This window comes from Thalassovita autumnalis (assembly GCF_001458255.1).
Taxonomy (GTDB): Bacteria; Pseudomonadota; Alphaproteobacteria; order Rhodobacterales; family Rhodobacteraceae; genus Thalassobius; species Thalassobius autumnalis.
On the sequence record NZ_CYSB01000004.1, the window covers coordinates 75,746 to 101,010 of the forward strand.

A 25,265-nucleotide genomic window follows, 5' to 3' on the forward strand; every position below is an offset into this window, starting at 1 on the left:
GGCGCTTGCCCCCATCAGGTGCAAGAGGGCGTGCTTGCACTCAGGTAAAACGCGCGCCTTGCGCCTTGAAGAAAGGCACCAGCATCTGGCGGAACGCCGTCACCTTGGCCGAGGGCCACAGATCCGCATGGGCCACCACCCAGATATCGGCGTAGGGCTGCGCTGGCATCAGGTCCAGCGGCTGCAGCCCCAGCGCCCGGCCCAGAAACACCGGCATGCGCACCACACCCAGGCCCGCCTGCGCCGCGCCCGCCATTGCCACCATGTCATCAAAGACCATGGCGATCCGCGATTGTGGTGACTGCGCCTTCACCGCTGCGGGCAGCTCTGCCATCGCCTCATAGACCAGCCAGTCAATCGGGGCCTCGGGCGCCTTGGCCATTGCCTCCACATAGCTGTCCGCGGCAAAGGCAGCCGATTTCTGCGCCGTCAGCCGCCGCCCCATCAGGCTGTCGCCCGGTGCGCGGCTGATGCGGATCGCCAGATCAGCCTCACGCCGGTTGAGATCCAACAGATCGTTCGAGGCCCGCAAATGCAGGTCAATATCGGGATAGGCCTTGGTAAAGTCCTGCAGAACCGGCGCCAGAACATGGGCGATCAGCAGTTGCGGTGCCGTGATCACCAGTGGCCCGCGCAACCGGCTGTCCTGCCCGGAAAGCTGGCGCAGCATCGCGTCGGCCTCCGCCTCCATCCTGGCGGCATGTTCACCGATCAGCTGCGCGGCCTCGGTTGGATGGTAGCCATCGGCCAGACGTTCAAACAGGGTCAGATCCAGCGCCTGCTCCACCCGTGCAATGCGCCGCGCCACAGTGGTGTAATTCACCCCCAGCGCCTGCCCCGCCGCGGCCAGGCTGCCATGACGCAACAGCGCCAGCACGGTTTTCAAATCGCCCCAATCGGGGTCATCCACTCTCTGCATGACATGCACTATCGCATGGCATGAATGCAAAGTCGCGCGTTTTCGCGCGCCATGACAGATGCCACATAGGGTTCACACATTTGATGGAGAGAGAAATGATCTACGCCTATGCGCAACTGACCGTGACCAACCCTGATGCCCTGAACGCCTACCGTGAAAAGGCAGGCGAAGCGCTGGCCCGCCACGGTGGCAAGGTCGAAGCGGCCAGCAAAGACTTTACCACATTGGATGGCAGCCCTGCGGCGCCTGATACGGCGGCGCTGCTGTCGTTCCCGGATCGTGACGCGGCGCTGGCCTGGGCCAATGACCCGGATCTGGCCGATCTGCACGCCCTGCGCCGCAGCGCCGGGGGATCGGACATCCTGCTGCTGGGCTAATCCCACCACATTACAGTGTGAGACAAAGAAAAGCGCCCTGACCGTTCGGTCAGGGCGCATTCATCTCCCGTTGCACTGCTGCCTGGGCGCTTAACGCTCCACACAGGTGGCGGCCAGCTGCACCAACGCCTCCTGAGCCTCGGCGGAGGTCATGCAGGGGGCGGCAAGCTGGGCGGTGCCACTGTCAGAGCCAACCCAAATGTCAGGGCTGGGCTGCGACAGCACCATTTGCGGCAGAGGGAGGGGGGTCACGTGATCCAACGTCAACTCATAACCAGTATGCGCAAACAGGGAGGTTGGGATCAGCAGTAACAAGACGAGCACTCTCATGGCTCACCTCCTTTCCTGCCGCTATAGATTGGGTGCCTTAGAAAAACGACAAGAGCCGCGCGCGCTTTGGTGAAGATCAGTCGCGCAAATGTGTTTGCGCCGCGTTGCCACCCCTCAAAGGCATTGGAGTCTGGGGTGCCAATCCAGCCCCTTCAGTCAGACCAGGCCTGTGCCTCCAGCGAATAGACCTGCCCCGCAGCTTCCTTTGCCTCATAAAGCGGTAGCGGATAGCCTGATGTGGTGACCTTGCCCAGATCGCAGTACAGTTCGGCAAGCACCTTGCCCCCCTGTTCCACCGCAACACCACCGGTCAGCTTCCCCGCCCCTTCAGCCATCTTGTCGATGCCGTAGAAGACACGATAAGACGTAGCACCATTGCTGAAGGTGAAATCCTCCCAGATATAGCGCCCGATGCCCGGCCAGGGGGTCATGGCGATATCCGTCACCGGACGTGCCAGATGCAGATCAGGTGTCTGGCCCACCTTGCCAAAGGCATAGGTCGCGTGATCACCAAGGAGGCAGGTTTGCAGAACCTTCGTGCCGCCTTTCAGCGGACAAGAGACGAGCGACGTTGCGCCGTCGGGGCAGGCATGGGCTGGGGTGGAGCATAGACATAACGCCGCAAAAGCTGCCACTTGTACGGAAAGGTTATTTTGGCACTCTAACATTCAGTTTCTATTTCCAACGTAACCGAAGTATCAATCTTTGTATGTTTTCCAATCAAACGAGATGGCACGCGCTTGCTCTTGCCGCAGCGACGTCCAATCGTTGTACTTGGATGCAGCTTTTGTTGAAGGTTTGACTTCGCCACCTACGAGGCTTTCCTTGGAAACAACCATGGTTGCTACATCGGGTATCTGACGTTTTTGACACTCTTCACGTACGATATCCAACGGCCTTGCAAGCAATCGCTCTTGCCCAGGGCGCCCCAAGCGGATTGCAAGGTCTTTGTATGTCAGGAAGACAATATCGTTCTCCTGACAACGCAAGTCTATATAGACCTGAATAATTTCGTCAGCCCATTCTTCATTTGTTGGCATTAACTCAAATCCCAAAAACAAAAAACGCCCCCGAAATCGGGGGCGTCTTATAAATCACTGATCCAAGAAACTGCGCAATTTGCGGGAGCGGCTTGGGTGCTTCAGCTTGCGCAGGGCTTTTGCTTCGATCTGACGGATCCGTTCGCGGGTCACGCTGAACTGCTGGCCCACCTCTTCCAGCGTATGGTCCGTGTTCATGCCGATGCCAAAGCGCATCCGCAGCACACGTTCCTCACGCGGGGTGAGCGAGGCCAGAACGCGCGTGGTGGTCTCTTTCAGGTTTTCCTGAATGGCCGAATCCAGCGGCAGCACGGCGTTTTTGTCTTCGATGAAGTCGCCCAGCTGGCTGTCTTCTTCGTCGCCAATCGGGGTTTCCAGCGAAATCGGCTCCTTGGCGATCTTCATCACCTTGCGGACCTTTTCCAGCGGCATCTGCAGCTTTTCGGCCAGTTCTTCCGGCGTCGGCTCACGGCCGATCTCATGCAGCATCTGACGGCCGGTCCGCACCAGTTTGTTGATCGTTTCGATCATGTGAACCGGAATACGGATGGTACGCGCCTGATCCGCGATCGAGCGGGTGATCGCCTGACGGATCCACCAGGTCGCATAGGTCGAGAACTTGTAACCGCGGCGGTATTCGAACTTATCCACCGCCTTCATCAGACCGATGTTGCCTTCCTGGATGAGGTCCAGGAACTGCAGGCCACGGTTGGTGTATTTCTTGGCGATCGAGATCACGAGGCGCAGGTTGGCCTCAACCATCTCTTTCTTGGCCTGACGGGCCTCTTTTTCACCCTTTTGAACCTGCGCCACGATGCGGCGGAATTCAGGAATGTCCAGACCAACATATTGACCCACTTGGGCCATATCGTTGCGCAGACCTTCGACCTTCTCGGTCGAGCGTTCGATGAACATCTGCCAGCCACGGCCCGGCTTTTCAGCCATACGGTCCAGCCAGGTCGGATCCAGTTCCGAGCCACGGTAGGCCTCAATGAACTCACGGCGGTTGATGCGAGCCTGATCCGCCAGTTTCACCATTGAGCTGTCGATCGACATGATCCGGCGGTTGATGCCGTAAAGCTGGTCGATCAGTGCCTCGATCCGGTTGTTGTGCAGATGCAGACCGTTCACCAGTTCGACAATCTCGGAGCGCAGCTTCTGATAACGCGCTTCGTCTTCTTCCGAGAAGCTGCCGTCTTCGTTCAGCGTGGCCGAGATCCGGGCGTCCTGCATTTCCGACAGGATTTCGAAGTCTTCAGCGATGTTGTTGAGGGTGTCGAGCACACGCTGCTTCAGCGCGGCCTCCATCGCGGCCAGCGACATGTTGGCCTGTTCGTCCTCATCATCATCGTCGTCATCGTTGCGGATCGGGTTACCGTCCGCATCGTATTCCTGCTTTTCCTCTTTCTGCGCCGGTTGCGCGGAGGGGGCAGCGGTGACGTTGGCGGCGCCAACGATGCCTTCTTCGTCGTCTTCGCCGTCCTCACCCATCTGGTTGCCAAAGGTGGTTTCCAGATCGATCACATCGCGCAGCAGAATATCTTCGGACAGAAGTTCGTCCCGCCAGATGGTGATCGCTTGGAAAGTCAGCGGGCTTTCGCACAGACCCAGGATCATCGTGTTGCGGCCGGCCTCGATCCGTTTCGCAATCGCGATTTCGCCTTCGCGGCTCAGCAGTTCGACCGAGCCCATCTCGCGCAGGTACATGCGCACCGGATCGTCGGTGCGGTCCAGCTTTTCGGTGGTGCCCGAAGACAGCGCCACTTCGCCCTTGTTGGAAGAGACATCCACAACGGCGGTGTTTTTCTGTTCTTCTTCTTCGGCTTCTTCGTCTTCGATGATGTTAATGCCCATTTCCGAGAGCATCGACATCACGTCTTCGATCTGTTCCGAGGACACCTGATCGGGGGGCAGAACCTGGTTCAGCTGGTCATAAGTGATATAGCCCCGTTCCCGCGCTTCGGCGATCATCCGCTTTACGGCAGCCTGGCTCATGTCCAGGGATACCTCGGCGTCCTGATCGTCGGGCTTGCGGTCTTCGGTGTCTTTGGCAGCCATGTAACTCTCCTGCAGGCGGACGGATCCGGGCGTGGCATGATTCGTTCAGAGCGAATCAATAACGCGATTCCATGATTCGGAAACCCGTTTACCCGGAATTCCTTCTGTTTTCTTCACCAAAACGCCCGATATCAGCGTCTGGAGAAATTGATCTTCCCCAAAATGGCATCAAAAGCGTCACGTTCATCCCGATTGATTCGGGCACCGTTCTCTCCGACGTCATAATGGGCGCGGTCTTCTTGTTCACTGCGCAGGGCGCGGTTTCGGGTTTCGGTGGCCTGATGCAGACGGCGGGTCAGCGTGTCATCGTCGCTTGCGCCCAGCTCCTCTGCGGCCTCTTCGATCTCAGCGTCCAGGCCCCGTGTGGCCTGCAGTTTCGCCAGTTCCTCGGCCACCGACATGCGCACGGTTTCCAGATCACCGGCACGGCGCACCGCGGGCGCTATCGCCACATGGGGCAGCGCAAAGAGGCTTTCAAGGGCATAGGGGCCCAGCGCCTCAAAAATACGCCCCTCAACATCGCCCAGTTCCCCCCGGTCACACATCTCCAGCAGCAGATCGCGGATATGGGCGCGTTCGGCATCGGCGCAATGCATGCGCTCAACCTGACTGTCGAATTCCGGCAGCAACTCAGGTGTGCGAATCAGGCTGGCCAGGATCACCGCTTCACGCAGGTGATCATCTGCGCCCTCCCCAGCGGCCACCAGCATTGAGGATTTGGTGCTGGCCATCGGCGTTGGGGCAAAGCCGCCTTTGCGGAAGCCGTTGTAGCCGCCCTGAAACCCACGCTGGAACCCGCTGCCTGCTTCGCGGAAGCCACCGCCCTGCCCGCCTTGACCGCCGCCACGGCGCGACTGGCCAAACAGGTCCCAGCGCATATCCTTAATCGCCAGCCCGTAGTGTTCCCGGATCGAGGGATCGCGGATCAGCTTGATCTTCTCGCGCAGGGATTTGTCCAGCGCCGCCTTACGTTCGGGGCTGTCAAACACCTTGCCTTCGGTTTCACGCTGCCACAGCAGATCCACCATCGGCATGGCGCCATCCAGGATCTCTTGCAGTTTTTGCGGGCCTTCCTGACGGATCAGATCGTCTGGGTCTTTGCCTTCGGGCATCAGGGCGAACCGCAGCGATTTGCCTGCCTCCAAAAGGGGCAGCGCCAGATCAATGACCCGCATGGCCGCGCGCAGGCCTGCCGTATCACCATCCAGGGCAATGATCGGTTCCGGCGCGATGCGCCACAACAGCTGCAGCTGGTTTTCCGTGATCGCCGTACCCAGAGGCGCCACCGAAGCGCCAAAGCCACCTTCGGCCAGGGCGATCACGTCCATATAGCCTTCGGCAACAATCAGCGGCTGGCCTTTGCCGGCGGCCTCACGGGCGGGGCCGTGGTGATAGAGGTTGCGCCCCTTATCAAACAGCGCGGTTTCCGGGCTGTTGAGGTATTTGGCGTTGTCATTTGGGTCCATCGCCCGGCCGCCAAAGGCGATGCAGCGCCCGCGCGGATCGCGGATCGGGAACATGATGCGGTTGCGGAAGGTGTCATAGGGCTTCTTGCCCTTGTTGGAGGGCTTGGCCAGACCGGCGCCAAGGATCAGCTCTTCGTCCACGCCTTTGCCGCGCAGGTGGTCCCACAGGTGCTGCCAACCTTCGGGGGCAAAGCCGATCTCAAAGCGGGCCTGCGTTTCTGCCCCCAAGCCACGTCGCTGCAGGTAGGCGCGTGCCTCATCCGCGACGCCGCGGCTGAGCTGCAGACGGAAGAACTGCACCGCCATCTCCATGACCTCAGCCAACTGGCTGCGCTTATCGGCCTTTTTCTGCGCCTGCGGATCGCGCTGGGGCATGGTCATGCCAGCCTCCCGCGCGAGGATCTCCACCGCCTCCATGAACTCAACGTTTTCGGTTTCGCGCACAAAGCTGATGGCATCGCCTTTGGCGTGACAGCCAAAGCAATAGTAGTAGCCCTTGCGGTCATCGACGTGGAATGAAGCGGATTTTTCCTGATGGAAGGGGCACGGCGCCCACATGTCGCCCTTGCCCTGATTGGACTTGCGCATATCCCACATGACCTTGCGCCCCACCACCTGTGAGATGGAGGTGCGATTACGCAATTCGTCAAGAAATCCGGGAGGCAGGCTCATAAGGGAAACTATAGCGCTGAAGCGCGCTGGTGGCAAAGCCCGCGCGCGAAGAACAAACGGAGTAGCGGCTCAGCTTTGGAACTGATTGCAGGCGATCTGAAACGCGGTGGAGGCATCTTCGCCCAGCTGCGCTTCGGGCAGTTGGTAGACCCAGTTCACCAAGAGGTCGACATGCTGCTTCAGCAGCGCCTCATCTTCGGCATAAAAGCCGGCTTTCAGCGCATCGTTTTTCAGCAGCAGCTTGCGGGCGCGACGCTCACGCTTCTTGTCAAGACGCAGATCCACCGCTTGGGCCACGATCCCGGCCTGAGCCTCACAGCGCACCCCGCGCTCTTCTTCGGTTTCGCTCATGGCTGGCGTGGCCACCACAAGGCAGGCGGCAAAGGCGGCAGGCAGAAGGGTACGGAACATCGGGCAGCTCTCTGTTCGGATCATCTGAAAGGTAAGGCTCTCTTGATGCCAGCCCCTGCCCCCTGACGCAAGCCCCGCGAATGCCGCTGCCGGGGCCGCGCAGAAACGCCTGAAAACATCGCATCGGCTTCGGCTAAAGCCGCAAATTGTCTGCCTCCCCCCTCTCAAAAGGTGGGGAGAAGGCCGCGAATCCCTACGGCACAGGCCAAAATCAGTTTTAATTGCCTGCTGCGATTGGGGACGGTCGCGAAACAATTGTGGTTAATGAAACGTTATTGCCGCACAGCCCGGAACCAAACCCCAGCATTTCCTCGGGCATGCCTTTTTTTCGCCCCGATTGAGCGTGAAACCCAACTAAAGAACGCCCCCTAGCCATAAGTGGACCCTAAGACGGCTCTGCTCGTCGGCGTTTATTTGATGTGAGGGACTCGGCGTTGATTTGACAGAGGTTAAGAACATGACACGTTCGAAAAGACTGCATATGGCATCGTATGTGATGCAAGGACCCACCGCCCTGCGGCGGGGTCTGCATCGTTTTGGCCGCGACGAAAGCGGCGCGGTGGTCATATTCTCGATCTTCATGTTTATCTGCATGCTGATGGTGGGCGGTGTTGGCATCGACCTGATGCGCTTTGAGCGTGACCGGATGGCGCTGCAGAACACGCTGGACCGCGCTGTTCTGGCCGCAGCTGACCTTGACCAGACCCAACCCGCCGAAGAGGTTGTGCGGGACTATTTCAACAAGGCAGGCGTTGGTGCCTACCTGCAAAGCGTCACCGTGGACGAAGGCATCGGCTACCGTTCTGTTTCGGCCAAAGCCAAATCGGACCTCGACACCTACTTCCTGAAACTCTTTGACATTGACACGCTTTCGGCCCCCGCTTCCGGTCGTGCTGAAGAACGTATCGATGGGATTGAAATCTCTTTGGTCCTCGATGTGTCAGGCTCAATGGGCTCAAACTCACGCCTGACGCGCCTCAAGCCGGCAGCGAAAGCGTTTGTTGACATCGTTCTGGCCTCAGCGGAGCAAGACAATGTTTCGATTTCGGTCGTCCCCTACTCGACCCAGGTTGCGATTGGGGAGCAAATCCTCAGCAAATACAACGTGTCGAACGAACATAACTACTCGCACTGCGTAAACTTCATTCCAAACGAGTATTCGCGCACCGATCTCAGCCGGGTCGACCCGCTGGAACGTACGGCTCACTTTGATCCATGGTACACCCGCGAGCTCAGTCAACATGGCGAAAGCCGGTTCATGCGCGTCTGCCCCCCCTCCCCGCATCTGCAAGTCATGCCGTTCTCTAACACGCGACTGGACCTGCACGACTACATCGATGGCCTGACGGCGGGCGGTAACACTTCGATCGACATCGGCATGAAATGGGGCACGGTTCTGTTGGACCCCTCAACCCAGTCGGTGGTGACTGAGCTGATCGCCGAGGGCGAACTGGCCGCCTCCTTCGAAGGGCGCCCGTCATCCTACACCGATGGCAAAACGCTGAAGGTGATTGTGCTCATGACGGATGGTGAAAACACCAACCAATACATGATCAACCCTTCCCTTCGCGATGGCCTCTCGGACGTATGGTACAATGCTCAAGAAGGTCGCTATTCGGTTCAGCACGATCAGGGCGGCAACACCCTCTATTGGTGGCCAGAATCGGAGCGCTGGGAAAGCCACCCTTATGGCAACGGCACCCGGTCGGTTTGTGGTTGGAAGTGGGAGTATAACAACTGGTACTACCGCTGCTCAGAACAGGAAGAGCCCGGCGATGCCGTTCGGTTGAGCTATCCTGAACTGTTCAATCGCGTGTCACTCGCTTACCTGGCCAGCTACATCTACACCTACCAAGGGAACGCCTGGTCCGTGTGGTATCACAATGCCCGCACCTACATGAACGGCACGGCCAAAGACCAACATACCAACCACATTTGCGATGCAGCCAAAGATCAGGGCATCGTGGTCTACACCGTTGGCTTTGAAGCGCCCAAAAGCGGTCAGCGTGTTCTGAAACGCTGCGCCAGTTCCGACAGCCATCATTTCGACGTAGATGGGCTTGAGATTGCGGACGCCTTTGCAGCAATCGCCGCATCAATCAGCAAACTTCGCCTTGTTCAGTAAGGGTAACCCAATGAAACGTTTGTTTTCCACATCTCCGCTTGGCGCGCTTCGGCGATTTGCCAAACGTGAGGACGGCAACGCGACGCTGGAGTTCGTCGTCGTCTTTCCGATCTTCATGCTCATTATGGGATCAACGTTTGAACTTGGCACCCTGACGATCCGCGAAACCATCCTGGAACGCGCCTTGGATTTGACCGTTCGGGATATTCGCCTCGGGACCGGGTCTGCGCCACAGCATGATGAGTTGAAGGCCAGCATCTGTGATCGCGCACCGCTGCTCATCGATTGCGAGGATAACCTGCGGATCGAGATGATCCAGTTGGACCCGCGGGCGTGGGTCAGCCCTCCGGACACCGCCGATTGCACCGACCGCAGCCAGGAGGTGGACCCTGTGCGTGAATTTGTGCATGGCCAGGAAAACGAAATGATGCTGGTGCGCGTCTGCGTGAAGGTGCAGCCGCTGTTCCCGACCACCGGTCTGGGGGATGCATTGGCCAAAGACGGTGCCGGGGATTATTCGCTGATCGCCAAATCCGCCTTCGTACAGGAGCCGCGTTAATGAGTGTTCTGACTGTTCTGCCCCACCGCCTGCGCCGCTTTGCCCGGCAGTTTGCCAAAGACGGTAGCGGGTCCGTCGCCGTCGAGGCGGTGCTGATCCTGCCCTTCCTGCTCTGGGCGTTTTTGGCCAGCTTTGTCTACTACGATGCGTTCCGCCAAAGCTCGATCAACCTTAAAGCGGCCTACACGATTGGCGATATGCTCAGCCGGGAAACGGCCGCGGTGAATGATGCCTATGTCAATTCACTTCAGTCGCTTTTCGCCTTTCTCGCCAAGGACGGGTCCGACCCTGCCGTGCGCGTGTCAGTGGCCCGCTGGGACGAAGATGATGACCGGTACGAATTGGATTGGTCGGAGGGTCGCGCCGATCGCCCGCCTTTGAGCGAGGAAAACATCAATGCAATGCGCGACCGTTTGCCGAACCTGCCGGACAATGAGCGCGTCATTCTGGTCGAAACCTGGAGCACCTATAAGCCCACGTTCAATGTCGGGCTGAAAGAGGATCTGCTGTACAATCTGGTTTTCACCAGCCCGCGTTTCGCCCCGCAGCTGGTTTGGGAAAATTAAACCCGCCCCGACTGACCTAGGCTGATTTGATACAAAAACGCCCCGTCCAATTGGCGGGGCGTTTTGTGTTTTCTTTGCAGTTATCGGGCAGCATCAGCCGCGTTCAACGATGAGAGCCTGCAAAAGTTCAGCCATGATCTTGGTCTGATTGCCGGGGGTGACCCCGCCGACGCCAATCCGGCGGCCCAGACGCCACCACAGGCCCGGCCGCCAGACGCGCGGCAGATCTTCCTCAGTCGCGTTCAGATCCAGCCGCACCAGAAAGCCGTTGGAGGGTTTGAAAGCGAAGGCGCCCCGCTCGACTGCTTGAATGGCCTCAATTGGTGCGATGAGGGTGCCGTCACTGTCACGCAGCCCGGCGCGGGTCAGATCGATCTGCCCGCTGGTCCCGGCATGCATTTTCATCATCAGCGCCAGCGACAGACCGCCCAGCACAATCACAAAGGCCTGCAGCGCAAAGTTGGCAGGCGGCGTGGCGAAGGCGAAATAGATCAGCAGGACGCCCAGCCCCCCCAGCATGCTCAGCGCCAACCAGCGGCGGGTGGCGGAAACGGTCACCGTCGCCAGAACTTCGTTTTGATCTTGCTGCGCCATGCCCGGTCTCCCTGCGGTCCTCTTTGGTCTGGCAGCGCTCATAGCCTTGTCTGCCTGCAGATGCGAGTCCCTTCGCGGATTGCGCCATTGCTTGCCACCTGCGTCCTGCCCCGCCCGCACCGCTTGCCAAGTCGCGCCTGCCCTCCTAACGGGTTGTTCGAACAGACAAAGATCCGCCCCAAAGGCGGAACAGAAGACCAGAGAGTAAACCGTGACAGGCTGGGGCACACGAGCGTAAGAGGCCGCGCGCCGCGACGCCGATCATCAGGCCCAGAAATCCATTATGCCGCCAGCCGGTTCCTGCATCCCCCGGGGCCTGCAGACAACTGTCGGTGATCTGGATAAGCATTTGAAAACGAAAGGCGAAACGCGCGCCACCGTTACAAATCCGTTGCAAAAATTTCATACTTCATGGCGGTACATCGGCCGCCTCCTCAACCGTTGTAAGAAGGGCAGCCGGCGACACAGGTCGTTGCGGGCTGCCCCAAGTGCCCTGCGCGGACCCACCCGGTCTGACGCACATGTTCATGAGTCAGAGGCCCCAAAATGACCCTTTCCCTGAAAGCCCAATTGATTGCCGCATTTGCGCTCTTAGTGTGTCTGTTCACCGCCACCGGCGTGACCAGCCTGCATGAGCTGAAACAGATTAAAACCCGCGGCGAAGAGATCGTCCGCATAAATTTCGAAACCCTGCATCTGATCGAAGAGGTCGCAAAGATCCAGGAAACCATCCAGTCCGAAATCAGCACCTACATCCTCGTTGGCACCAAAGAAGAGCGATCAGCGCTGCGCGCCACGCTGAAGGAATTAGGACAGCGCAAAGAAGAATTGATCGCCGCCGCGCAGGCCACTTCCTCCGCCAATACTGCCGCCTATCTGGACGAATATCTGGTGCTGAAGGAAGGTATTGAAAAGGTTAACAAAAAGATCCTTCAGGATCTGCTGTTCGGCTCCAAAGGCAAGGCGTCCAAACGTCTGGCAGAAGGCAAGGAAACCTATCAGATCCCGATGGCAGCGCTGATCACTCAAGTGACCGAGCTGGAAACCCGCAAGATGTATGAGGAGCTAGCGCAGTCTGAAACGGCCTATGCGCAGACCCGGAATGAGATCATCGTGATGATGACCGCCGCGCTGGTGATCAGCCTACTGGCCGCATGGCATATTGTGGCGACCCTGTCGCGCGGGCTGCGACAGGCCGGTGCCCTCAGCCAGCGCGTGGCCAGTGGCGACCTGACTGAAACCGCCGATCATGGGATGAGGAACGAAATTGGCGCGTTGCTGGACAATCTGAACACCATGGTGGTCGACCTGCGCGGCATTGTCGGTAATGTGCGCACCGGCGCGGCCCATGTGGCCAGCGGTGCGGATCGCATGGCCGCGACCTCCGCCGCGATTCAGACGGCGGCGAAGGAACAGGCCACGGCGGCAGAAGAGGTGGCAACCTCGGTGACGGAGATGAGTGCAAACGTCAGCCATACTGCGCTAAGTGCCGAGGAAACCAAGGAAACCGCCCAACACGCCGCGGAAAACGCCCGGGCTGGCGGTGAAACGGTGGCGGCGGCAATGTCCTCGCTGGCCACCATTGTCGACAAGATCCAAATCATTCAGGAAATCGCCCGTCAGACCGACCTCTTGGCCTTGAACGCTGCGGTGGAGGCCGCGCGTGCCGGCGAACATGGGCGCGGTTTTTCGGTTGTGGCGGCTGAGGTGCGTAAACTGGCCGAACGGGCGCAGGAGGCGGCCGAGGACATCGGCGCATTGACGCAAGGCACGGTCAGCACTGCCGAAGAGGCCCGACTGAAACTGGCGGATCTGGTGCCCGAGATTGAAGCAACCGCGCAACTGGTTGGCAATATGGCGGCATCCAACACTGAGCTGTCAACCGGGATGCAACAGATCACCGATGCCATCGCGCGGCTGGATCACAACATTCAAACCAACAACACCGCGTCCAAAGACATGTCTGCCACCTCTGAACAGCTGGCGGCGCAGGCACAATCGCTGACCGATGGGATTGGAGCCTTCCAGCTGAGCAAGGATGAGGCAGAGCGCTGTGAAGACCCTACGGAGGAAGTTACACCTGCGCCGGAGGCGATCCAGTTAGAGCAGCCAGTGGCCAAGGAGCAAACAGCACCTGATCTCCCCAAGGCTGCTTAACCACACTCAGATTAACAAAAGAGGACGCCCCATTTGGGCGCCCTTCCGGTTAGACAGACACCGACTTGCGCACCATTTCCCAATAAAGCCCTTCGACCTCATCCACCGACAGGCGGCCGGCGGGGCGGTACCAGGTGGTGACCCCGGTCAGCATCGCAATCACCGCCATGGTGGCGATGCGGATATCAGCCGGGGCGAACACACCTTCGGCCACGCCATCGCGCAGGATCTCTTCCAACTCAGCCTCATAGCGGCGGCGCAGTTCCTCGATCGCTTCAAAGTTTTCAGGCGTCAGGTTGCGCAGCTCCATATAGGCGATGAACACCTCATCGGGGCGCTTCAGGTGATAGCGGATGTGGAAGCGGGCGAAATCCTCCAACCGTTCCAAGGGACTGGCCGAGGTGTCGCGATTGGCCCGCTGGTCCAGCAGGTCTTCCATGTGGCGGCGCATCAGGTTGAACAACAGCGCCTGTTTGTCGGGCGTGTAGTTATAAAGCGCGCCGGCCTGCACCCCAACATCGCGGGCAATCTGGCGCATGGAGACCGCCGCAAACCCATGTTGCGCAAACAGCCGCAGGGCCGCATCCAGGACGCGGGGGCCGGTGATATCAGAATGGGAGCCTGCAGTTCTTGCCATGGGCTCCACGGTAACTGAACAGATGTTCAAATCAAAGAGCGAAACGGCAACCCTCTGCCGATCAGGCGGTTTTAACGGCACGAACCGGGCAAGACCCTTGCCAAGGGCCTATCTGACAGGCAAGACGGGGGCGTCTGTTGCTGCTGCCCTTAAGTCACATTTGGTCTGCCATGTTTTTTCGCCTGCCTCTTTGCGCCCTTGCCCTGTCGCTGACAGCTGTGGCCTGTAGCCCGATTGAACTGCAGGACCATTCAACCGCAGCGGCGCGGCTGGCCCCCTACCCCGCGCTGGTCCCGATTGAGACCGCACTGGCCGAACATAGCGAAGCCCGCACAGATGAAGACAGCGCCGCAGCACTGACCAATCGGGCCAAGGCCCTGCGCGCCCGGGCCCGGGCGCTGGCTGCCCAAAATGGCGGCTAAATTGCAACATCCCCGCTGATCCCCCCTGCCCCATAGGGGCTGATCGGCATTTGCCGCGTTGCACAGCGACGCAAAGCCCGATACATCGCCAAGACGAAGATCTGTCAGTTCAGGAGGGCCAGATGAGCCAACCCTTGCGCCTTGGTATTGCAGGGCTCGGCACCGTAGGTGTCGGCGTTGTGAAAATTGTCCGTCAACAGGCTGCCCTACTGACTATGCGAACTGGTCGCGAGGTGACGATCTCGGCCGTTTCGGCCCGCTCACGCGGTAAGGATCGCGGTGTGAACCTGGACCACTACGGCTGGGAAGATGATCCGGTCAAACTGGCCACCCGCGATGATGTCGACGTTTATGTTGAGCTGATGGGCGGCGAAGATGGCCCTGCCAAAGCCTCGATCGAGGCGGCGCTGAAAGCCGGCAAAGATGTGGTCACCGCCAACAAGGCGCTCCTGGCCCATCACGGTCAGGCGCTGGCCGAACTGGCCGAGGCCTCAGGATCGGTTATTCGCTATGAAGCCGCCGTCGCCGGTGGCATCCCGATCATCAAATCGCTGACCGAAGGTCTGGCCGCCAATGAGATCACCCGCGTGATGGGCGTGATGAACGGCACCTGCAACTACATTCTGACCCGGATGGAAGCCACCGGCCAGGGCTACAACGCCCTGTTCGAAGAGGCCGACAAACTGGGCTATCTGGAAGCGGATCCAAACCTTGACGTGGGCGGCATCGACGCTGGTCACAAGCTGGCCATCCTGTCCTCATTGGCTTTTGGCACCCAGGTGGATTTCGACGGGGTTGAACTGGAAGGCATCCAGCGCGTCACCATCGAAGATATCCGTCAGGCGGCCGATATGGGCTACCGCATCAAACTGCTGGGCGTCGCCCAGATGAGTGGCCGCGGTCTGGAACAGCGCATGTCACCCTGTCTGGTCCCGGCGCAAAGCCCGCTGGGTCAGCTGGAAGGCGGCACCAATATGGTTGTTGTCGAAGGCTCTGACGTGGGTCAGGTTGTGCTGCGCGGCGCCGGTGCCGGCGAAGGCCCCACCGCCAGTGCGGTGATGGGGGATGTCTGCGACATCGCCCGCGGCATCCGTTACCCGGTCTTTGGCCAGAAAGCCGACAGCCTGAAACGCGCCCCCCGCGCCCAATCCGCCCTGCCCGCGCCCTACTACCTGCGTCTGGGACTGAAGGACAAACCGGGTGCCATGGCCAAGGTCGCGGCTGTGCTGGGTGAGGCTGGTGTATCGATCGACCGGATGCGCCAATACGGTCATGAAGATGACAGCGCGCCGGTGCTGATCGTCACCCATAAAACCACCCGCGCCAATCTGGATGCAGCCCTTGCCGGCATCGAACAGACCGATGTTGTCACCGAAGCACCGGTTGCGCTGCGGATTGAAGCGGTGTGATCTGAGCCCATGCGGCGCGCCCGTCGTGGGGGCGTCGCAGCTTGAGTATTTTTGGATCATTGAAAGGCCGCTGTGACTGCTGAGACCCGTGCATTTCTAGGTGTAGAGGCATCGCTCAACGGGCGGCGCTGGATTGGTCCCGGGATCGAGGTGGAGCGTCAGGCCGAATTCATGCGCCAGCAGACCGGCCTGCCGATGGCGGTTTGCCAGACCTTGGCGCGACGCGGCGTGCCTGCGCATGAGGCACAGGCCTTTTTGGAACCGCAGCTGCGCGACCTGCTGCCGGACCCGCAGAAGCTGAAAGATATGGAAGCCGCCGCCGCGCGGTTCCTTTTGGCCGTAAAACAGCGCCAACGCATTGCAATCTTTGCCGATTACGACGTGGATGGCGGCACCTCCGCCGCCTTGCTGATCGACTGGCTGCGCCAGATGGGGCGTCAGGCCACGCTCTATGTTCCAGACCGCATTGATGAAGGCTACGGCCCCAATGAGGCTGCCATGGCGGCGCTGGCGGCAGATCATGACCTGATCGTCTGCGTCGATTGCGGCACCCTCAGCCATGAACCGATTGCGGCGGCCAAAGCGGCGGACGTGGTGGTGCTGGATCACCACCTGGGCGGTGAGACCCTGCCCGATGCTGTCGCGGTGGTGAACCCGAACCGTCAGGATGAAGATGGAGAGCTGGCGCATCTGTGTGCGGCGGGCGTTGTCTTCCTGATGCTGGTTGAGGCCAACCGCCAAATGCGGGCCGAGGGCGCCAAAGGCCCGGATCTGATGGCGATGCTGGATTTGGTGGCACTTGGAACCGTGGCGGATGTGGCGCCGCTGATCGGGGTGAACCGGGCGCTGGTGCGTCAGGGGCTGAAGGTCATGGCGCGCCGCGATCGCCCCGGCATTGTGGCGCTGTCTGATGTCAGCCGGATGGAACAGGCGCCAAACTCCTACGCTTTGGGCTTCATGCTGGGGCCGCGGGTGAATGCCGGTGGCCGCATCGGCAAAGCGGATCTGGGCGCGCGGCTGCTCTCCACCGACAACCCGGCTGAGGCGCGCGCCATGGCCGAACGGCTGGATGAGCTGAACACGGAACGCCGTGACATTGAAAACGCCGTGCGCGCCGCCGCATTGGAACAGGCTGAGGACCGTGGGCTGGATCTGCCGCTGGTCTGGGCCGCTGGCGAAGGCTGGCACCCGGGCGTTGTGGGCATCGTCGCCAGCCGCCTGAAAGAGGCCACCAACCGCCCCGCCATTGTCATCGGCTTTGACGGTGAGATCGGCAAAGGCTCCGGCCGTTCGGTCAGCGGCGTTGATCTTGGCGCCTCAATCCAGCGGCTGGCCAGTGAGGGCCTGCTGGTCAAAGGGGGCGGCCACAAGATGGCTGCCGGCCTGACGGTGGAACGTGACAAGCTGGAACCGGCAATGGCGCGGCTGTCCGAGCTCTTGGCGAAACAGGGCGCGGGGGACGCCGGCCCTGCCGATCTGAAACTGGACGGTGTATTGATGCCCGGCGCAGCCACCATCGAGCTGATCGAGCAAATCGAAAAGGCAGGCCCCTTCGGCGCCTCCGCCGCCGCGCCCCGCTATGTGTTCCCCGATGTGGAGATTCGCTTCGCCAAACGGGTGGGCGAAAGCCACCTGAAAATCTCCTTCACTGACGGGCTGGGTGCACGGATCGATGCCATCTGCTTTGGCGCCTTCGACACCCCCCTTGGGGAACGTCTGTCAAACCACGGCGGCGCCCGGTTCCATCTGGCCGGGCGGCTGGAAATAAACAGCTGGGGCGGGCGTCAACAGGTCCAGCTGCGGCTGGAAGATGCAAGCCCGGCAGAGGCTTTGGGCTAAGCGATAAAAATCGTCACAACGGGGTCATTTTCCGCTTGCGCCCCACGCGCAGTTTGCCTAAAATCCGCCTCACCAAACGGCTTGTCCCGTTCGTCTATCGGTTAGGACGCCAGGTTTTCAACCTGGAAAGAGGGGTTCGATTCCCCTACGGGATGCCATTTTGGATCAAAAAGCCGCTCCTCTGGGGCGGCTTTTTTGCATTCTAGTTTGCATTCTAGGAATGGAAAAATCCCGACAAAATACCTTATACATTTTGCGAATGAAAATTTGTAATTCTGCGTTTTTTCCGCTTGCGCGCCCTGTTCTGTTTGCCTAAAAGCCACCTCACCAAACAGCATGTCCCGTTCGTCTATCGGTTAGGACGCCAGGTTTTCAACCTGGAAAGAGGGGTTCGATTCCCCTACGGGATGCCATTTGGTCCGAAAAGCCGCCCCTTCGTGGGCGGCTTTTTCGCATTCGGATCCGTCTAAAAACTTGCGAAATACGCGCCGAATATTTGCTTTGATCAAATCGCAAATCGATGACGTTTTCTGCTTGCAGCCAACTGGTGCTTTGCCTAAAAGCCAGTTCACCACACGGCTTGTCCCGTTCGTCTATCGGTTAGGACGCCAGGTTTTCAACCTGGAAAGAGGGGTTCGATTCCCCTACGGGATGCCACTTTTCTCAGTCACAGCTTAAGTTTACCCATCGAATTTTGGCCCGAGCCACGCTTGGTTTCAGGTGCTTTGGACAAACTTTTCTCACAAGAAAAAAGCCGAAGCTTTCGCTCCGGCTCTCCGTTCTCTCGTACTGAGGTGAGGCAGCTATCAGCTCGCCTCATCATCAGGTGCGTTGGGATCGGCCTGACCGATGCCTTTGAACACTGTCTTCAACGGCACCGCCCAAATGACCCCAAGGCCGATGTAGACCATCAGTTCGACCAGAATGGATGGACGGTCAAACAGGCTGACGATGCTCACCGCCGCCACGATATAGGCCGGCAGCCCCACCAGCAGAACCAGCAGGGACAGTCGGCGACGTGCTTTGTAACTCAGGGCCATGAGGGATACTTAGTCCGCGAAGGGGTCGGTGACCAGAATGGTGTCTTCCCGCTCGGGCGAGGTCGACAGCAGCGCCACCGGGCATTCGATCAGCTCTTCCACCCGTTTGACGTATTTCACCGCATTGGCCGGCAGATCGTTCCAGCTGCGCGCGCCTTCGGTGGTCTCGGACCAGCCGTCCATTTCCTCATAGATCGGGGTGCAGCGGGCCTGCTGATCGGCGGCAGTCGGCAGATAGTCCAGACGCTCCCCGTCCAGATCATAGCCAACGCAGATTTTCAGCGTCTCAAACCCATCCAGCACGTCCAGCTTGGTCAGGCAGATGCCTTTGATGCCCGATGTGGCGCAGGTCTGACGGACCAGGGCCGCATCAAACCAACCGCAGCGACGCTGACGCCCAGTGGTGGTGCCAAACTCATGACCGCGGGTGCCCAGACGTTCGCCATCCGCATCCGGGGTGCCGTCCTCTTTCAGCAGTTCGGTCGGGAACGGACCTTCGCCAACACGGGTGGTGTAGGCCTTCACGATGCCCAACACATAGTCGATCGAGCCCGGGCCGATGCCCACGCCCGTCGCTGCCTGACCGGCAATCACGTTTGACGAGGTCACAAAGGGGTAGGTGCCAAAATCGATGTCCAGCAGGGCGCCCTGGGCGCCTTCAAACAGGATCCGCTTGCCGGCTTTGCGCTTTTCGTTCAGCACCTTCCAGACCGGTGCCGCATAGGGCAGGATTTCCTTGGCGATGTCTGTCAGTTTTGCAATCAACGCTTCGCGATCAATCGGCTCCACGCCCAGACCTTTGCGCAGCGGATCATGGTGCTGCAGCGCCCGATCCACCCGGGCCTCCAGCGTGGCCGCATCGGCCAGATCGGCAACACGGATCGCGCGGCGGCCAACCTTGTCTTCGTAAGCCGGGCCAATGCCACGGCCGGTGGTGCCGATCTTGGTCCCTTTTGAGGCCGCCTCTTCCCGCGCGCGGTCCAATTCACCGTGGAACGGCAGGATCAACGGGGTGTTTTCGGCGATCATCAGCGTCTCAGGGCTGATCTCAACCCCCTGCTCGCGCACGGTTGCGATCTCATTGATCAGATGCCACGGATCCAGCACCACGCCGTTACCGATGACCGAAAGCTTGCCGCCCCGCACCACACCCGAAGGCAGCGCATGCAGCTTGTAGACCTTGCCATCGATGACCAACGTGTGGCCCGCGTTATGGCCACCCTGAAAACGGGCGATGACGTCGGCACGTTCCGACAGCCAATCCACGATCTTGCCTTTACCCTCATCGCCCCATTGGGCGCCGACGACGACGACATTTGCCATTGCTGGTCCTCTTGTGATGTCTGGATCGGTTTGCAAATTCAGTCAAACCGGCGTCCGTATAGCGATACCAGCGGTGTGAGGGAACCGAAAACTCACCGAAAACAGGGCTGGGTGGGTGGAAATCCAACCTCAACCCGTGGTGCGCGCAGCATTGATGGCTTTTGTCTGCACTTAATGCCGTTGTGGCACAGTGTCGAATGCGGAGTGGGAAAACGAGCCCCTCCGTTACATCCTGAGTTGAGATTATTGTGCCAGTTTCACCGGCGCCCCGTGTGGCGTGGTCAAATAGGCCTCTTCCCAGCGCGCCCGCGTGTGTTCCACCTGCGCTGAGGAGGCTGCGCCGATCTCCGCCAGAAAGCTTTCTAGCGTTTCCAACCAGGCGGCAAAATAATCCTCTCCCCCGTTCAGCGCCCGATCATGGCCATGTTCCTTCAAGGTGGCCGAGAAGCGCTTCACCCAATCGGCCCAGCTAAAATGCCCGGCCTCGCTCAGGCCGACCGTTAAGGCAAAGGCCTGGGCATGCCAGGGCTGTTCAAAAACAGGTTCGGGCGCGGCAATTGGCCCTTCACCCTCTGGGGTATCGACCTGCGGCAAGTCCAGACAGCTGCTCATGCCACTTCCTCCGGCAAAAGGTAGCTCTGCCACAGATCGAGCACCACCTGATCGCCCGGGTGCTCCGGATGTGCCCAAAGTTCCGACGCGGCAAAACGCACGGCGTAAAGCGGCTCCGGCGCCTCCCCCAATCCATGGGCGGCACTGTCGGGCAGCACATGGTTGCCATGGTAGCGCTCAATATGGCCCACTGCTCCAGCGGCATAATTCGGCAATCTGGTGTGACCACCATTGACCAAAGCGCTATCACTCAAACGCCGTGTCCGCACCTTCTGCCCCGGTTGGAACCGCGCGACAGGTCCCTCTTGCCGATCGGCGGGACCACCTTTTGCCAGCACTGCTGCAACCTGTTCGGGCAACAGCCGACGGGAGGACAGCGGATGGCTCTTCTGTATTTCCTCAGATCCCCCAGCCTGATCCTTTGCCCTCTCAGCGGCCTGCTCCAGATCCTCAAGTGTCAGAACCCCAGTCTCGACCAGCAAGTCAGCAAGCGCCGAAATCCACTTTTCATAGTAGCTGAAGCGGCTGTAATCCTTTGGCGAAAGCCGTTCACGTGCATGGCGCGAGGTGTCGATGTTCCACTGGCCGAGGCTACCACAGGCAAGGGTCACAGCCAGCGCGCGGGCGTGCCATTCCGTTGCAAAAACAGGTCCATCCTGCGGTTCAGGCAAGACCGCACCATCGCCAAAACGCCCGCCCATGTCGTGCACCCGGCTCATTCTGCGGTGCCTTCCACGGACTGATTTGACGCCTCAACACCCTCGATGACTGACGCGGCAGCAAGCGCAAGGCCTGTGCCGATCATACTGTCGCGGCTGACCAGGGCGACCAGCTGATCCTCAGTCCATCCTTCGGTCCCTTCAGGGCGCATGGGCAACACGAGGTAGCGCACCTCTGCCGTGGAATCCCAGACCCGGACCGAGGTGTCAGGCGGCAGAGTAACCCCGAACTCAGCTAGAACCTTACGTGGCTCCCGCACAGCGCGGGCCCGATAGGCATCGGATTTATACCATCCGGGCGGAATGCCCAGCAGCGGCCATGGATAACAGCTGCACAGGGTACAGACGACCATATTGTGTTGCTCTGCGGTGTTTTCCACCACGACCATATGTTCGCCCTGGCGTCCGTAGTACCCCAGATCGCGCACCACTTCTGTGGCGTCCTGCAGCAACGCCCGTTTGAAGTCCGGATCCATCCATGCCTTCGCCACCACACGGGCACCGTTTTGTGGGCCAATTTTGTTTTGATAGGTGTCAATAATCTCCTCTAACGCGGCGGGGTCGATAAGCCCTTTGTCGCAGAGAATCGTTTCCAAAGCTTTAACGCGCAGAGCCGGTTCCGGCGGCAGCAACGCATGGGGATGGTCGTGATGATCATGTGGCATGCCGGCATGCCGGCATGCTGGGCCAGAGCGCGGGCACTGTCCACTTTTTATTAATCATTCAACCCAACAATACGACCAACGCGCGATTCCCTGAGGTCAGACAAAGAGGAGGCTTGCAGGCACAACACCCGAAAACACAACACAAAGGCACCTAGACAGACCCGCGGGAATAGGCTCAGCTGTCACCAACGATGTGACAGAGGAGTATGGCTCGAATGGGGTTTCTGATCAGATGGCTACTGGCCTTCGTGCTGCTGACAGCAACGTTCAACCCGACAGAGTGGAACTACAGCAGTTGGGTCTGGCAGAATTTCTCTGATCAGATGCCGATGGCTGTCTTGCTGGGGCTATTGCTGTCGGTGGGCTACATCATCTATCTGCGCGCCACATTGCGGTCGATCGGCGGGCTCGGGATGGTGTTGATTCTGGCCATATTCAGCGCCCTTGTCTGGGTGCTTTATGATTATGGTATTCTGAACCTCACGGACGGGGACAGCTACACTTGGCTGGCACTCATCGCGCTGTCACTGGTGCTTGGCATTGGTCTGAGCTGGAGCCATGTGCGCCGCACCCTGAGCGGCCAATCCGATATGGATGATGTGGACGAGTAAATAGCCTGACGTTGATTACCCTTGGTTTCCACACTAGGGGTCAGCTCGCATTAGGGTCAAAATCTTCGAGTCAAACCGGGGTTCAACGGGGCAGTCGTGGGCCAAGACAGTCTCATTCCCAGCGGACACATTGGTTTTGCTGACACCCGAGTGGCCCACTCTTGTGCCCAGCCATCCCAGTGAGGAACCCGCTGTGTGACACACAAGATCCGCGACGCCTTCCCTTGGCATTTTTAGCGCCCCACAAATGACCTAACCTGTCCCGTAAACTTCTCCGAAATAGGCTCAACACACTCCGCTTTGTACACCCGATCCACCGGGCCGACGCCGCATCATTGCGCCTGTTCGGCAACACCTCGCAGCACGGAACGGAATGGAACGCAGATTTGCAGCGCCCAAAGCCCCTTCGGGGTTGCACGACCCCGCGAGAGACCTTAAGTAGCCGCATCGAACAAATCCGAAGGCTGCCTCATGGAAAACGTCGTTCTCATCATCCACCTTCTCCTCGCACTCGCCCTGATTGGCGTGGTGCTGATGCAACGGTCTGAAGGTGGTGGGCTCGGCATGGGTGGTGGTGGCGGTGGTGCCGTCAGTGGCCGCGCGGCGGCAACGGCACTGGGCAAAGTGACCTGGATCCTGGCGATCGGCTTCATCATCACCTCGATCTCGCTGACCATCATTGCAGCAGATAAATCTTCGGACAGCTCGGTTCTGGATCGCGTCGGCGCAGGCAGCGCAGCCAGCGATGCCCCGGCAACCGAAGCGCCCGCGGGCAGCGAATTGCTGCCGCCGTCGGCGGGTGACAGCGCACCGCTGGTGCCGCGCGCCGACTGAACCAAACCCTGACTTTCTGCAAAAGACCGCAACAGCATCTTGCGGTCTTCTTGCTAATTCTTCGCGAATCTAGTATGGCTTGAGTCCCGTGATGCTACGGTTGTGCGCAACCGTATGGGCTTAGCTTGTGGCGTGTGAAATCGCCGAACGGACTGCACGGGAGTTGCCAAAACATGGCTCGTTTTATCTTTATTACCGGTGGTGTTGTGTCCTCACTGGGCAAAGGTCTGGCGTCGGCGGCGCTGGGATCATTGCTGCAGGCGCGCGGCTATTCAGTTCGCCTGCGCAAGCTGGACCCCTACCTGAATGTTGACCCGGGCACGATGAGCCCGTTTGAACATGGCGAGGTCTTCATCACCGACGACGGTGCGGAGACCGACCTGGATCTGGGCCACTATGAGCGGTTCACCGGCGTGCCTGCGCGGATGACCGACTCGGTCAGCTCGGGCCGGATCTATTCCAACGTGCTGGAACGTGAGCGCCGCGGCGATTACCTGGGCAAGACCATTCAGGTGGTGCCGCATGTGACCAATGAAATCAAAGACTTCATCTCGATCGGCGAAGATGAAGTTGATTTCATGCTATGTGAGATTGGCGGCACGGTGGGTGACATCGAAGGCCTGCCCTTCTTTGAAGCGATCCGCCAGTTCACCCATGACAAACCGCGTGGCCAGTGCATTTTCATGCATCTGACCCTGCTGCCTTATCTGGCGGCCTCGGGTGAGTTGAAAACCAAACCGACGCAGCACAGCGTTAAGGAATTGCAGTCCATCGGCATCGCGCCGGACATTCTGGTCTGCCGGTCTGAACAGCCTATCCCGGAAAAAGAACGTGAGAAAATCGCGCTGTTCTGCAACGTCCGCAAGGAATCGGTTGTCGCCGCATACGATCTGAAATCGATCTATGAGGCGCCGCTGGCCTATCACCGCGAAGGGCTGGATCAGGCCGTGCTGGATGCCTTTGGCATCGCACCGGCCCCGCGCCCGGACCTGTCCAAGTGGGACGACGTTGTGGACCGCACCCACAACACCGACGGCGAAGTGAAAATCGCCATCGTCGGCAAATACGTCCAGCTGGAAGACGCCTATAAATCGGTGAAAGAGGCGCTGACCCACGGCGGCATGGCCAACCGGGTGAAAGTGACTGTGGAATGGGTCGATTCCGAGGTCTTTGACAACGAAGACGCCGCGCCCCACTTGGAAGGGTTCCACGCCATTCTGGTACCCGGCGGCTTTGGCGAACGCGGCACCGAAGGTAAGATCAAAGCGGCGCAATTCGCCCGTGAGCGCAAGGTGCCCTACCTTGGCATCTGCCTTGGCATGCAGATGGCAGTCATTGAGGCGGCGCGCAACGCGGCCGGCATCACCAGTGCTGGGTCGGAAGAATTTGATCATGAAGCCGGCGCAAAGCGGTTTGAGCCTGTGGTCTACCACCTGAAAGAATGGGTTCAGGGCAACGCCACCGTGCGCCGCAAAGAAACCGATGACAAAGGCGGCACCATGCGCCTTGGCGCCTATAACGCGACGCTGGCCGAAGGGTCGAAAGTGGCGCAGGTCTATGGCGGCACCGCCATCGAAGAGCGCCACCGCCACCGCTATGAGGTGGACATCAAATACCGTGAACAGCTGGAGGCCTGCGGCCTGCAATTCTCGGGCATGTCGCCGGATGGCCGCCTGCCTGAAATCGTCGAATGGAAGGATCACCCGTGGTTCATCGGCGTGCAGTTCCACCCGGAACTGAAGTCGAAACCCTTTGATCCGCATCCGCTGTTCAAAGACTTCGTTCGGGCCGCGGTGGAAACCTCTCGTCTGGTCTGATCGGTAGGCATTCTGTCAAAGGGCGTCCCTTCGGGGGCGCCTTTTTCTATGTGCGCCAATATA

General features: G+C 59.6%; 25 protein-coding genes and 3 tRNA genes. 14 read left to right on the forward strand and 14 right to left on the reverse strand.

The features are described 5' to 3' along the window. Window positions 1-40: 40 nt before the first annotated feature. The gene (locus TL5118_RS00395; protein ID WP_058241691.1) at window positions 41-919 is read right to left on the reverse strand and encodes a LysR family transcriptional regulator; all 879 of its coding nucleotides are present in this window, start codon (window positions 917-919) and stop codon (window positions 41-43) included. Window positions 920-1,014: 95 nt separating this feature from the next. On the opposite strand from TL5118_RS00395, the gene TL5118_RS00400 reads away from it, so the two are divergent. Then, the gene (locus tag TL5118_RS00400; RefSeq protein ID WP_058241692.1) at window positions 1,015-1,296 is read left to right on the forward strand and encodes a DUF1330 domain-containing protein; all 282 of its coding nucleotides are present in this window, start codon (window positions 1,015-1,017) and stop codon (window positions 1,294-1,296) included. 90 nt (window positions 1,297-1,386) lie between these two features. Here the strand turns inward: TL5118_RS00400 and TL5118_RS00405 are convergent, their stop codons facing one another. The 6 genes from TL5118_RS00405 to TL5118_RS00430 form a co-directional block, all read right to left on the reverse strand. Next, window positions 1,387-1,626: a hypothetical protein gene (locus TL5118_RS00405; RefSeq protein ID WP_058241693.1), complete on the reverse strand. Its 240-nt coding sequence runs from the start codon at window positions 1,624-1,626 to the stop codon at window positions 1,387-1,389. A 152-nt stretch (window positions 1,627-1,778) separates the two neighbouring features. Further along, the gene (locus TL5118_RS00410) at window positions 1,779-2,261 is read right to left on the reverse strand and encodes a hypothetical protein (protein ID WP_242601696.1); all 483 of its coding nucleotides are present in this window, start codon (window positions 2,259-2,261) and stop codon (window positions 1,779-1,781) included. Window positions 2,262-2,324: 63 nt separating this feature from the next. Then, window positions 2,325-2,687: a hypothetical protein gene (locus TL5118_RS00415; RefSeq protein WP_058241695.1), complete on the reverse strand. Its 363-nt coding sequence runs from the start codon at window positions 2,685-2,687 to the stop codon at window positions 2,325-2,327. A gap of 33 nt (window positions 2,688-2,720) precedes the next feature. Next, complete coding sequence (gene rpoD / locus TL5118_RS00420; protein WP_058241696.1) at window positions 2,721-4,724, reverse strand: RNA polymerase sigma factor RpoD; 2,004 nt, start codon at window positions 4,722-4,724, stop codon at window positions 2,721-2,723. A gap of 131 nt (window positions 4,725-4,855) precedes the next feature. After that, on the reverse strand, window positions 4,856-6,862 hold the full coding sequence (gene dnaG, locus TL5118_RS00425) for a DNA primase (protein WP_058241697.1): 2,007 nt from the start codon (window positions 6,860-6,862) through the stop codon (window positions 4,856-4,858). Between the two features lie 69 nt (window positions 6,863-6,931). Then, on the reverse strand, window positions 6,932-7,273 hold the full coding sequence (locus TL5118_RS00430) for a hypothetical protein (RefSeq protein ID WP_058241698.1): 342 nt from the start codon (window positions 7,271-7,273) through the stop codon (window positions 6,932-6,934). A gap of 457 nt (window positions 7,274-7,730) precedes the next feature. Here TL5118_RS00430 and TL5118_RS00435 point away from each other — a divergent pair, with 457 nt between their 5' ends. The 3 genes from TL5118_RS00435 to TL5118_RS00445 are packed head-to-tail and all read left to right on the forward strand — an operon-like array spanning window position 7,731 to window position 10,523. Then, the gene (locus TL5118_RS00435) at window positions 7,731-9,398 is read left to right on the forward strand and encodes a TadE/TadG family type IV pilus assembly protein (protein WP_082626110.1); all 1,668 of its coding nucleotides are present in this window, start codon (window positions 7,731-7,733) and stop codon (window positions 9,396-9,398) included. Between the two features lie 10 nt (window positions 9,399-9,408). Beyond that, window positions 9,409-9,957, forward strand: a complete 549-nt coding sequence (locus TL5118_RS00440; RefSeq protein WP_058241700.1) for a TadE/TadG family type IV pilus assembly protein — start codon at window positions 9,409-9,411, stop codon at window positions 9,955-9,957. Then, window positions 9,957-10,523, forward strand: coding sequence for a TadE/TadG family type IV pilus assembly protein (locus TL5118_RS00445; RefSeq protein ID WP_058241701.1), 567 nt, complete (start codon window positions 9,957-9,959; stop codon window positions 10,521-10,523). Before TL5118_RS00440 ends, TL5118_RS00445 begins: the two co-directional genes overlap by 1 nt. A gap of 93 nt (window positions 10,524-10,616) precedes the next feature. Here the strand turns inward: TL5118_RS00445 and TL5118_RS00450 are convergent, their stop codons facing one another. Continuing rightward, window positions 10,617-11,117, reverse strand: a complete 501-nt coding sequence (locus TL5118_RS00450) for a hypothetical protein (RefSeq protein WP_058241702.1) — start codon at window positions 11,115-11,117, stop codon at window positions 10,617-10,619. A gap of 546 nt (window positions 11,118-11,663) precedes the next feature. On the opposite strand from TL5118_RS00450, the gene TL5118_RS00455 reads away from it, so the two are divergent. Then, window positions 11,664-13,274: a methyl-accepting chemotaxis protein gene (locus TL5118_RS00455; RefSeq protein ID WP_058241703.1), complete on the forward strand. Its 1,611-nt coding sequence runs from the start codon at window positions 11,664-11,666 to the stop codon at window positions 13,272-13,274. A gap of 49 nt (window positions 13,275-13,323) precedes the next feature. Here TL5118_RS00455 and TL5118_RS00460 read toward each other — a convergent pair whose 3' ends face one another. Continuing rightward, complete coding sequence (locus TL5118_RS00460) at window positions 13,324-13,911, reverse strand: TetR/AcrR family transcriptional regulator (protein ID WP_058241763.1); 588 nt, start codon at window positions 13,909-13,911, stop codon at window positions 13,324-13,326. Between the two features lie 170 nt (window positions 13,912-14,081). Here TL5118_RS00460 and TL5118_RS00465 point away from each other — a divergent pair, with 170 nt between their 5' ends. From TL5118_RS00465 to TL5118_RS00490, 6 genes are all read left to right on the forward strand, one after another. Next, window positions 14,082-14,333 (forward strand): hypothetical protein, encoded by a 252-nt coding sequence (locus TL5118_RS00465; protein WP_131727389.1) that lies wholly within the window; start codon window positions 14,082-14,084, stop codon window positions 14,331-14,333. Between the two features lie 122 nt (window positions 14,334-14,455). Next, complete coding sequence (locus TL5118_RS00470) at window positions 14,456-15,742, forward strand: homoserine dehydrogenase (protein ID WP_058241705.1); 1,287 nt, start codon at window positions 14,456-14,458, stop codon at window positions 15,740-15,742. A 72-nt stretch (window positions 15,743-15,814) separates the two neighbouring features. Further along, window positions 15,815-17,581 (forward strand): single-stranded-DNA-specific exonuclease RecJ, encoded by a 1,767-nt coding sequence (gene recJ, locus TL5118_RS00475; RefSeq protein WP_058241706.1) that lies wholly within the window; start codon window positions 15,815-15,817, stop codon window positions 17,579-17,581. Window positions 17,582-17,664: 83 nt separating this feature from the next. Next, window positions 17,665-17,739: transfer RNA gene (locus tag TL5118_RS00480), tRNA-Glu, on the forward strand. Window positions 17,740-17,919: 180 nt separating this feature from the next. Beyond that, a tRNA-Glu gene (locus TL5118_RS00485) sits at window positions 17,920-17,994 on the forward strand. A gap of 169 nt (window positions 17,995-18,163) precedes the next feature. After that, a tRNA-Glu gene (locus tag TL5118_RS00490) sits at window positions 18,164-18,238 on the forward strand. Window positions 18,239-18,387: 149 nt separating this feature from the next. Here TL5118_RS00490 and TL5118_RS00495 read toward each other — a convergent pair. The 5 genes from TL5118_RS00495 to nthA form a co-directional block, all read right to left on the reverse strand. Then, the gene (locus TL5118_RS00495) at window positions 18,388-18,621 is read right to left on the reverse strand and encodes a DUF2842 domain-containing protein (protein WP_058241707.1); all 234 of its coding nucleotides are present in this window, start codon (window positions 18,619-18,621) and stop codon (window positions 18,388-18,390) included. A 9-nt stretch (window positions 18,622-18,630) separates the two neighbouring features. Continuing rightward, entirely contained in the window at window positions 18,631-19,944 is a 1,314-nt protein-coding gene (locus TL5118_RS00500; RefSeq protein ID WP_058241708.1) for an adenylosuccinate synthase, read from the reverse strand. Window positions 19,945-20,187: 243 nt separating this feature from the next. Next, window positions 20,188-20,556 carry a nitrile hydratase accessory protein gene (locus TL5118_RS00505; protein ID WP_082626111.1) on the reverse strand — a complete coding sequence of 123 codons (369 nt, stop codon included), beginning with the start codon at window positions 20,554-20,556 and terminating at the stop codon, window positions 20,188-20,190. After that, window positions 20,553-21,275, reverse strand: a complete 723-nt coding sequence (nthB, locus tag TL5118_RS00510) for a nitrile hydratase subunit beta (RefSeq protein ID WP_058241709.1) — start codon at window positions 21,273-21,275, stop codon at window positions 20,553-20,555. Before nthB ends, TL5118_RS00505 begins: the two co-directional genes overlap by 4 nt. Next, entirely contained in the window at window positions 21,272-21,940 is a 669-nt protein-coding gene (gene nthA / locus TL5118_RS00515; RefSeq protein ID WP_058241710.1) for a nitrile hydratase subunit alpha, read from the reverse strand. The genes nthB and nthA overlap by 4 nt, the downstream gene beginning before the upstream one ends. Before the next feature lie 215 nt (window positions 21,941-22,155). Between nthA and TL5118_RS00520 the strand changes: the two genes are divergently transcribed. The 3 genes from TL5118_RS00520 to pyrG all read left to right on the forward strand — a co-directional run bounded on the left by TL5118_RS00520 (window position 22,156) and on the right by pyrG (window position 25,202). Beyond that, window positions 22,156-22,551 carry a DUF6524 family protein gene (locus TL5118_RS00520; RefSeq protein ID WP_058241711.1) on the forward strand — a complete coding sequence of 132 codons (396 nt, stop codon included), beginning with the start codon at window positions 22,156-22,158 and terminating at the stop codon, window positions 22,549-22,551. Between the two features lie 471 nt (window positions 22,552-23,022). Then, window positions 23,023-23,385, forward strand: coding sequence for a preprotein translocase subunit SecG (gene secG / locus TL5118_RS00525; protein ID WP_058241712.1), 363 nt, complete (start codon window positions 23,023-23,025; stop codon window positions 23,383-23,385). Window positions 23,386-23,558: 173 nt separating this feature from the next. Beyond that, window positions 23,559-25,202 (forward strand): CTP synthase, encoded by a 1,644-nt coding sequence (gene pyrG / locus TL5118_RS00530; protein WP_058241713.1) that lies wholly within the window; start codon window positions 23,559-23,561, stop codon window positions 25,200-25,202. Window positions 25,203-25,265 lie beyond the last annotated feature (63 nt).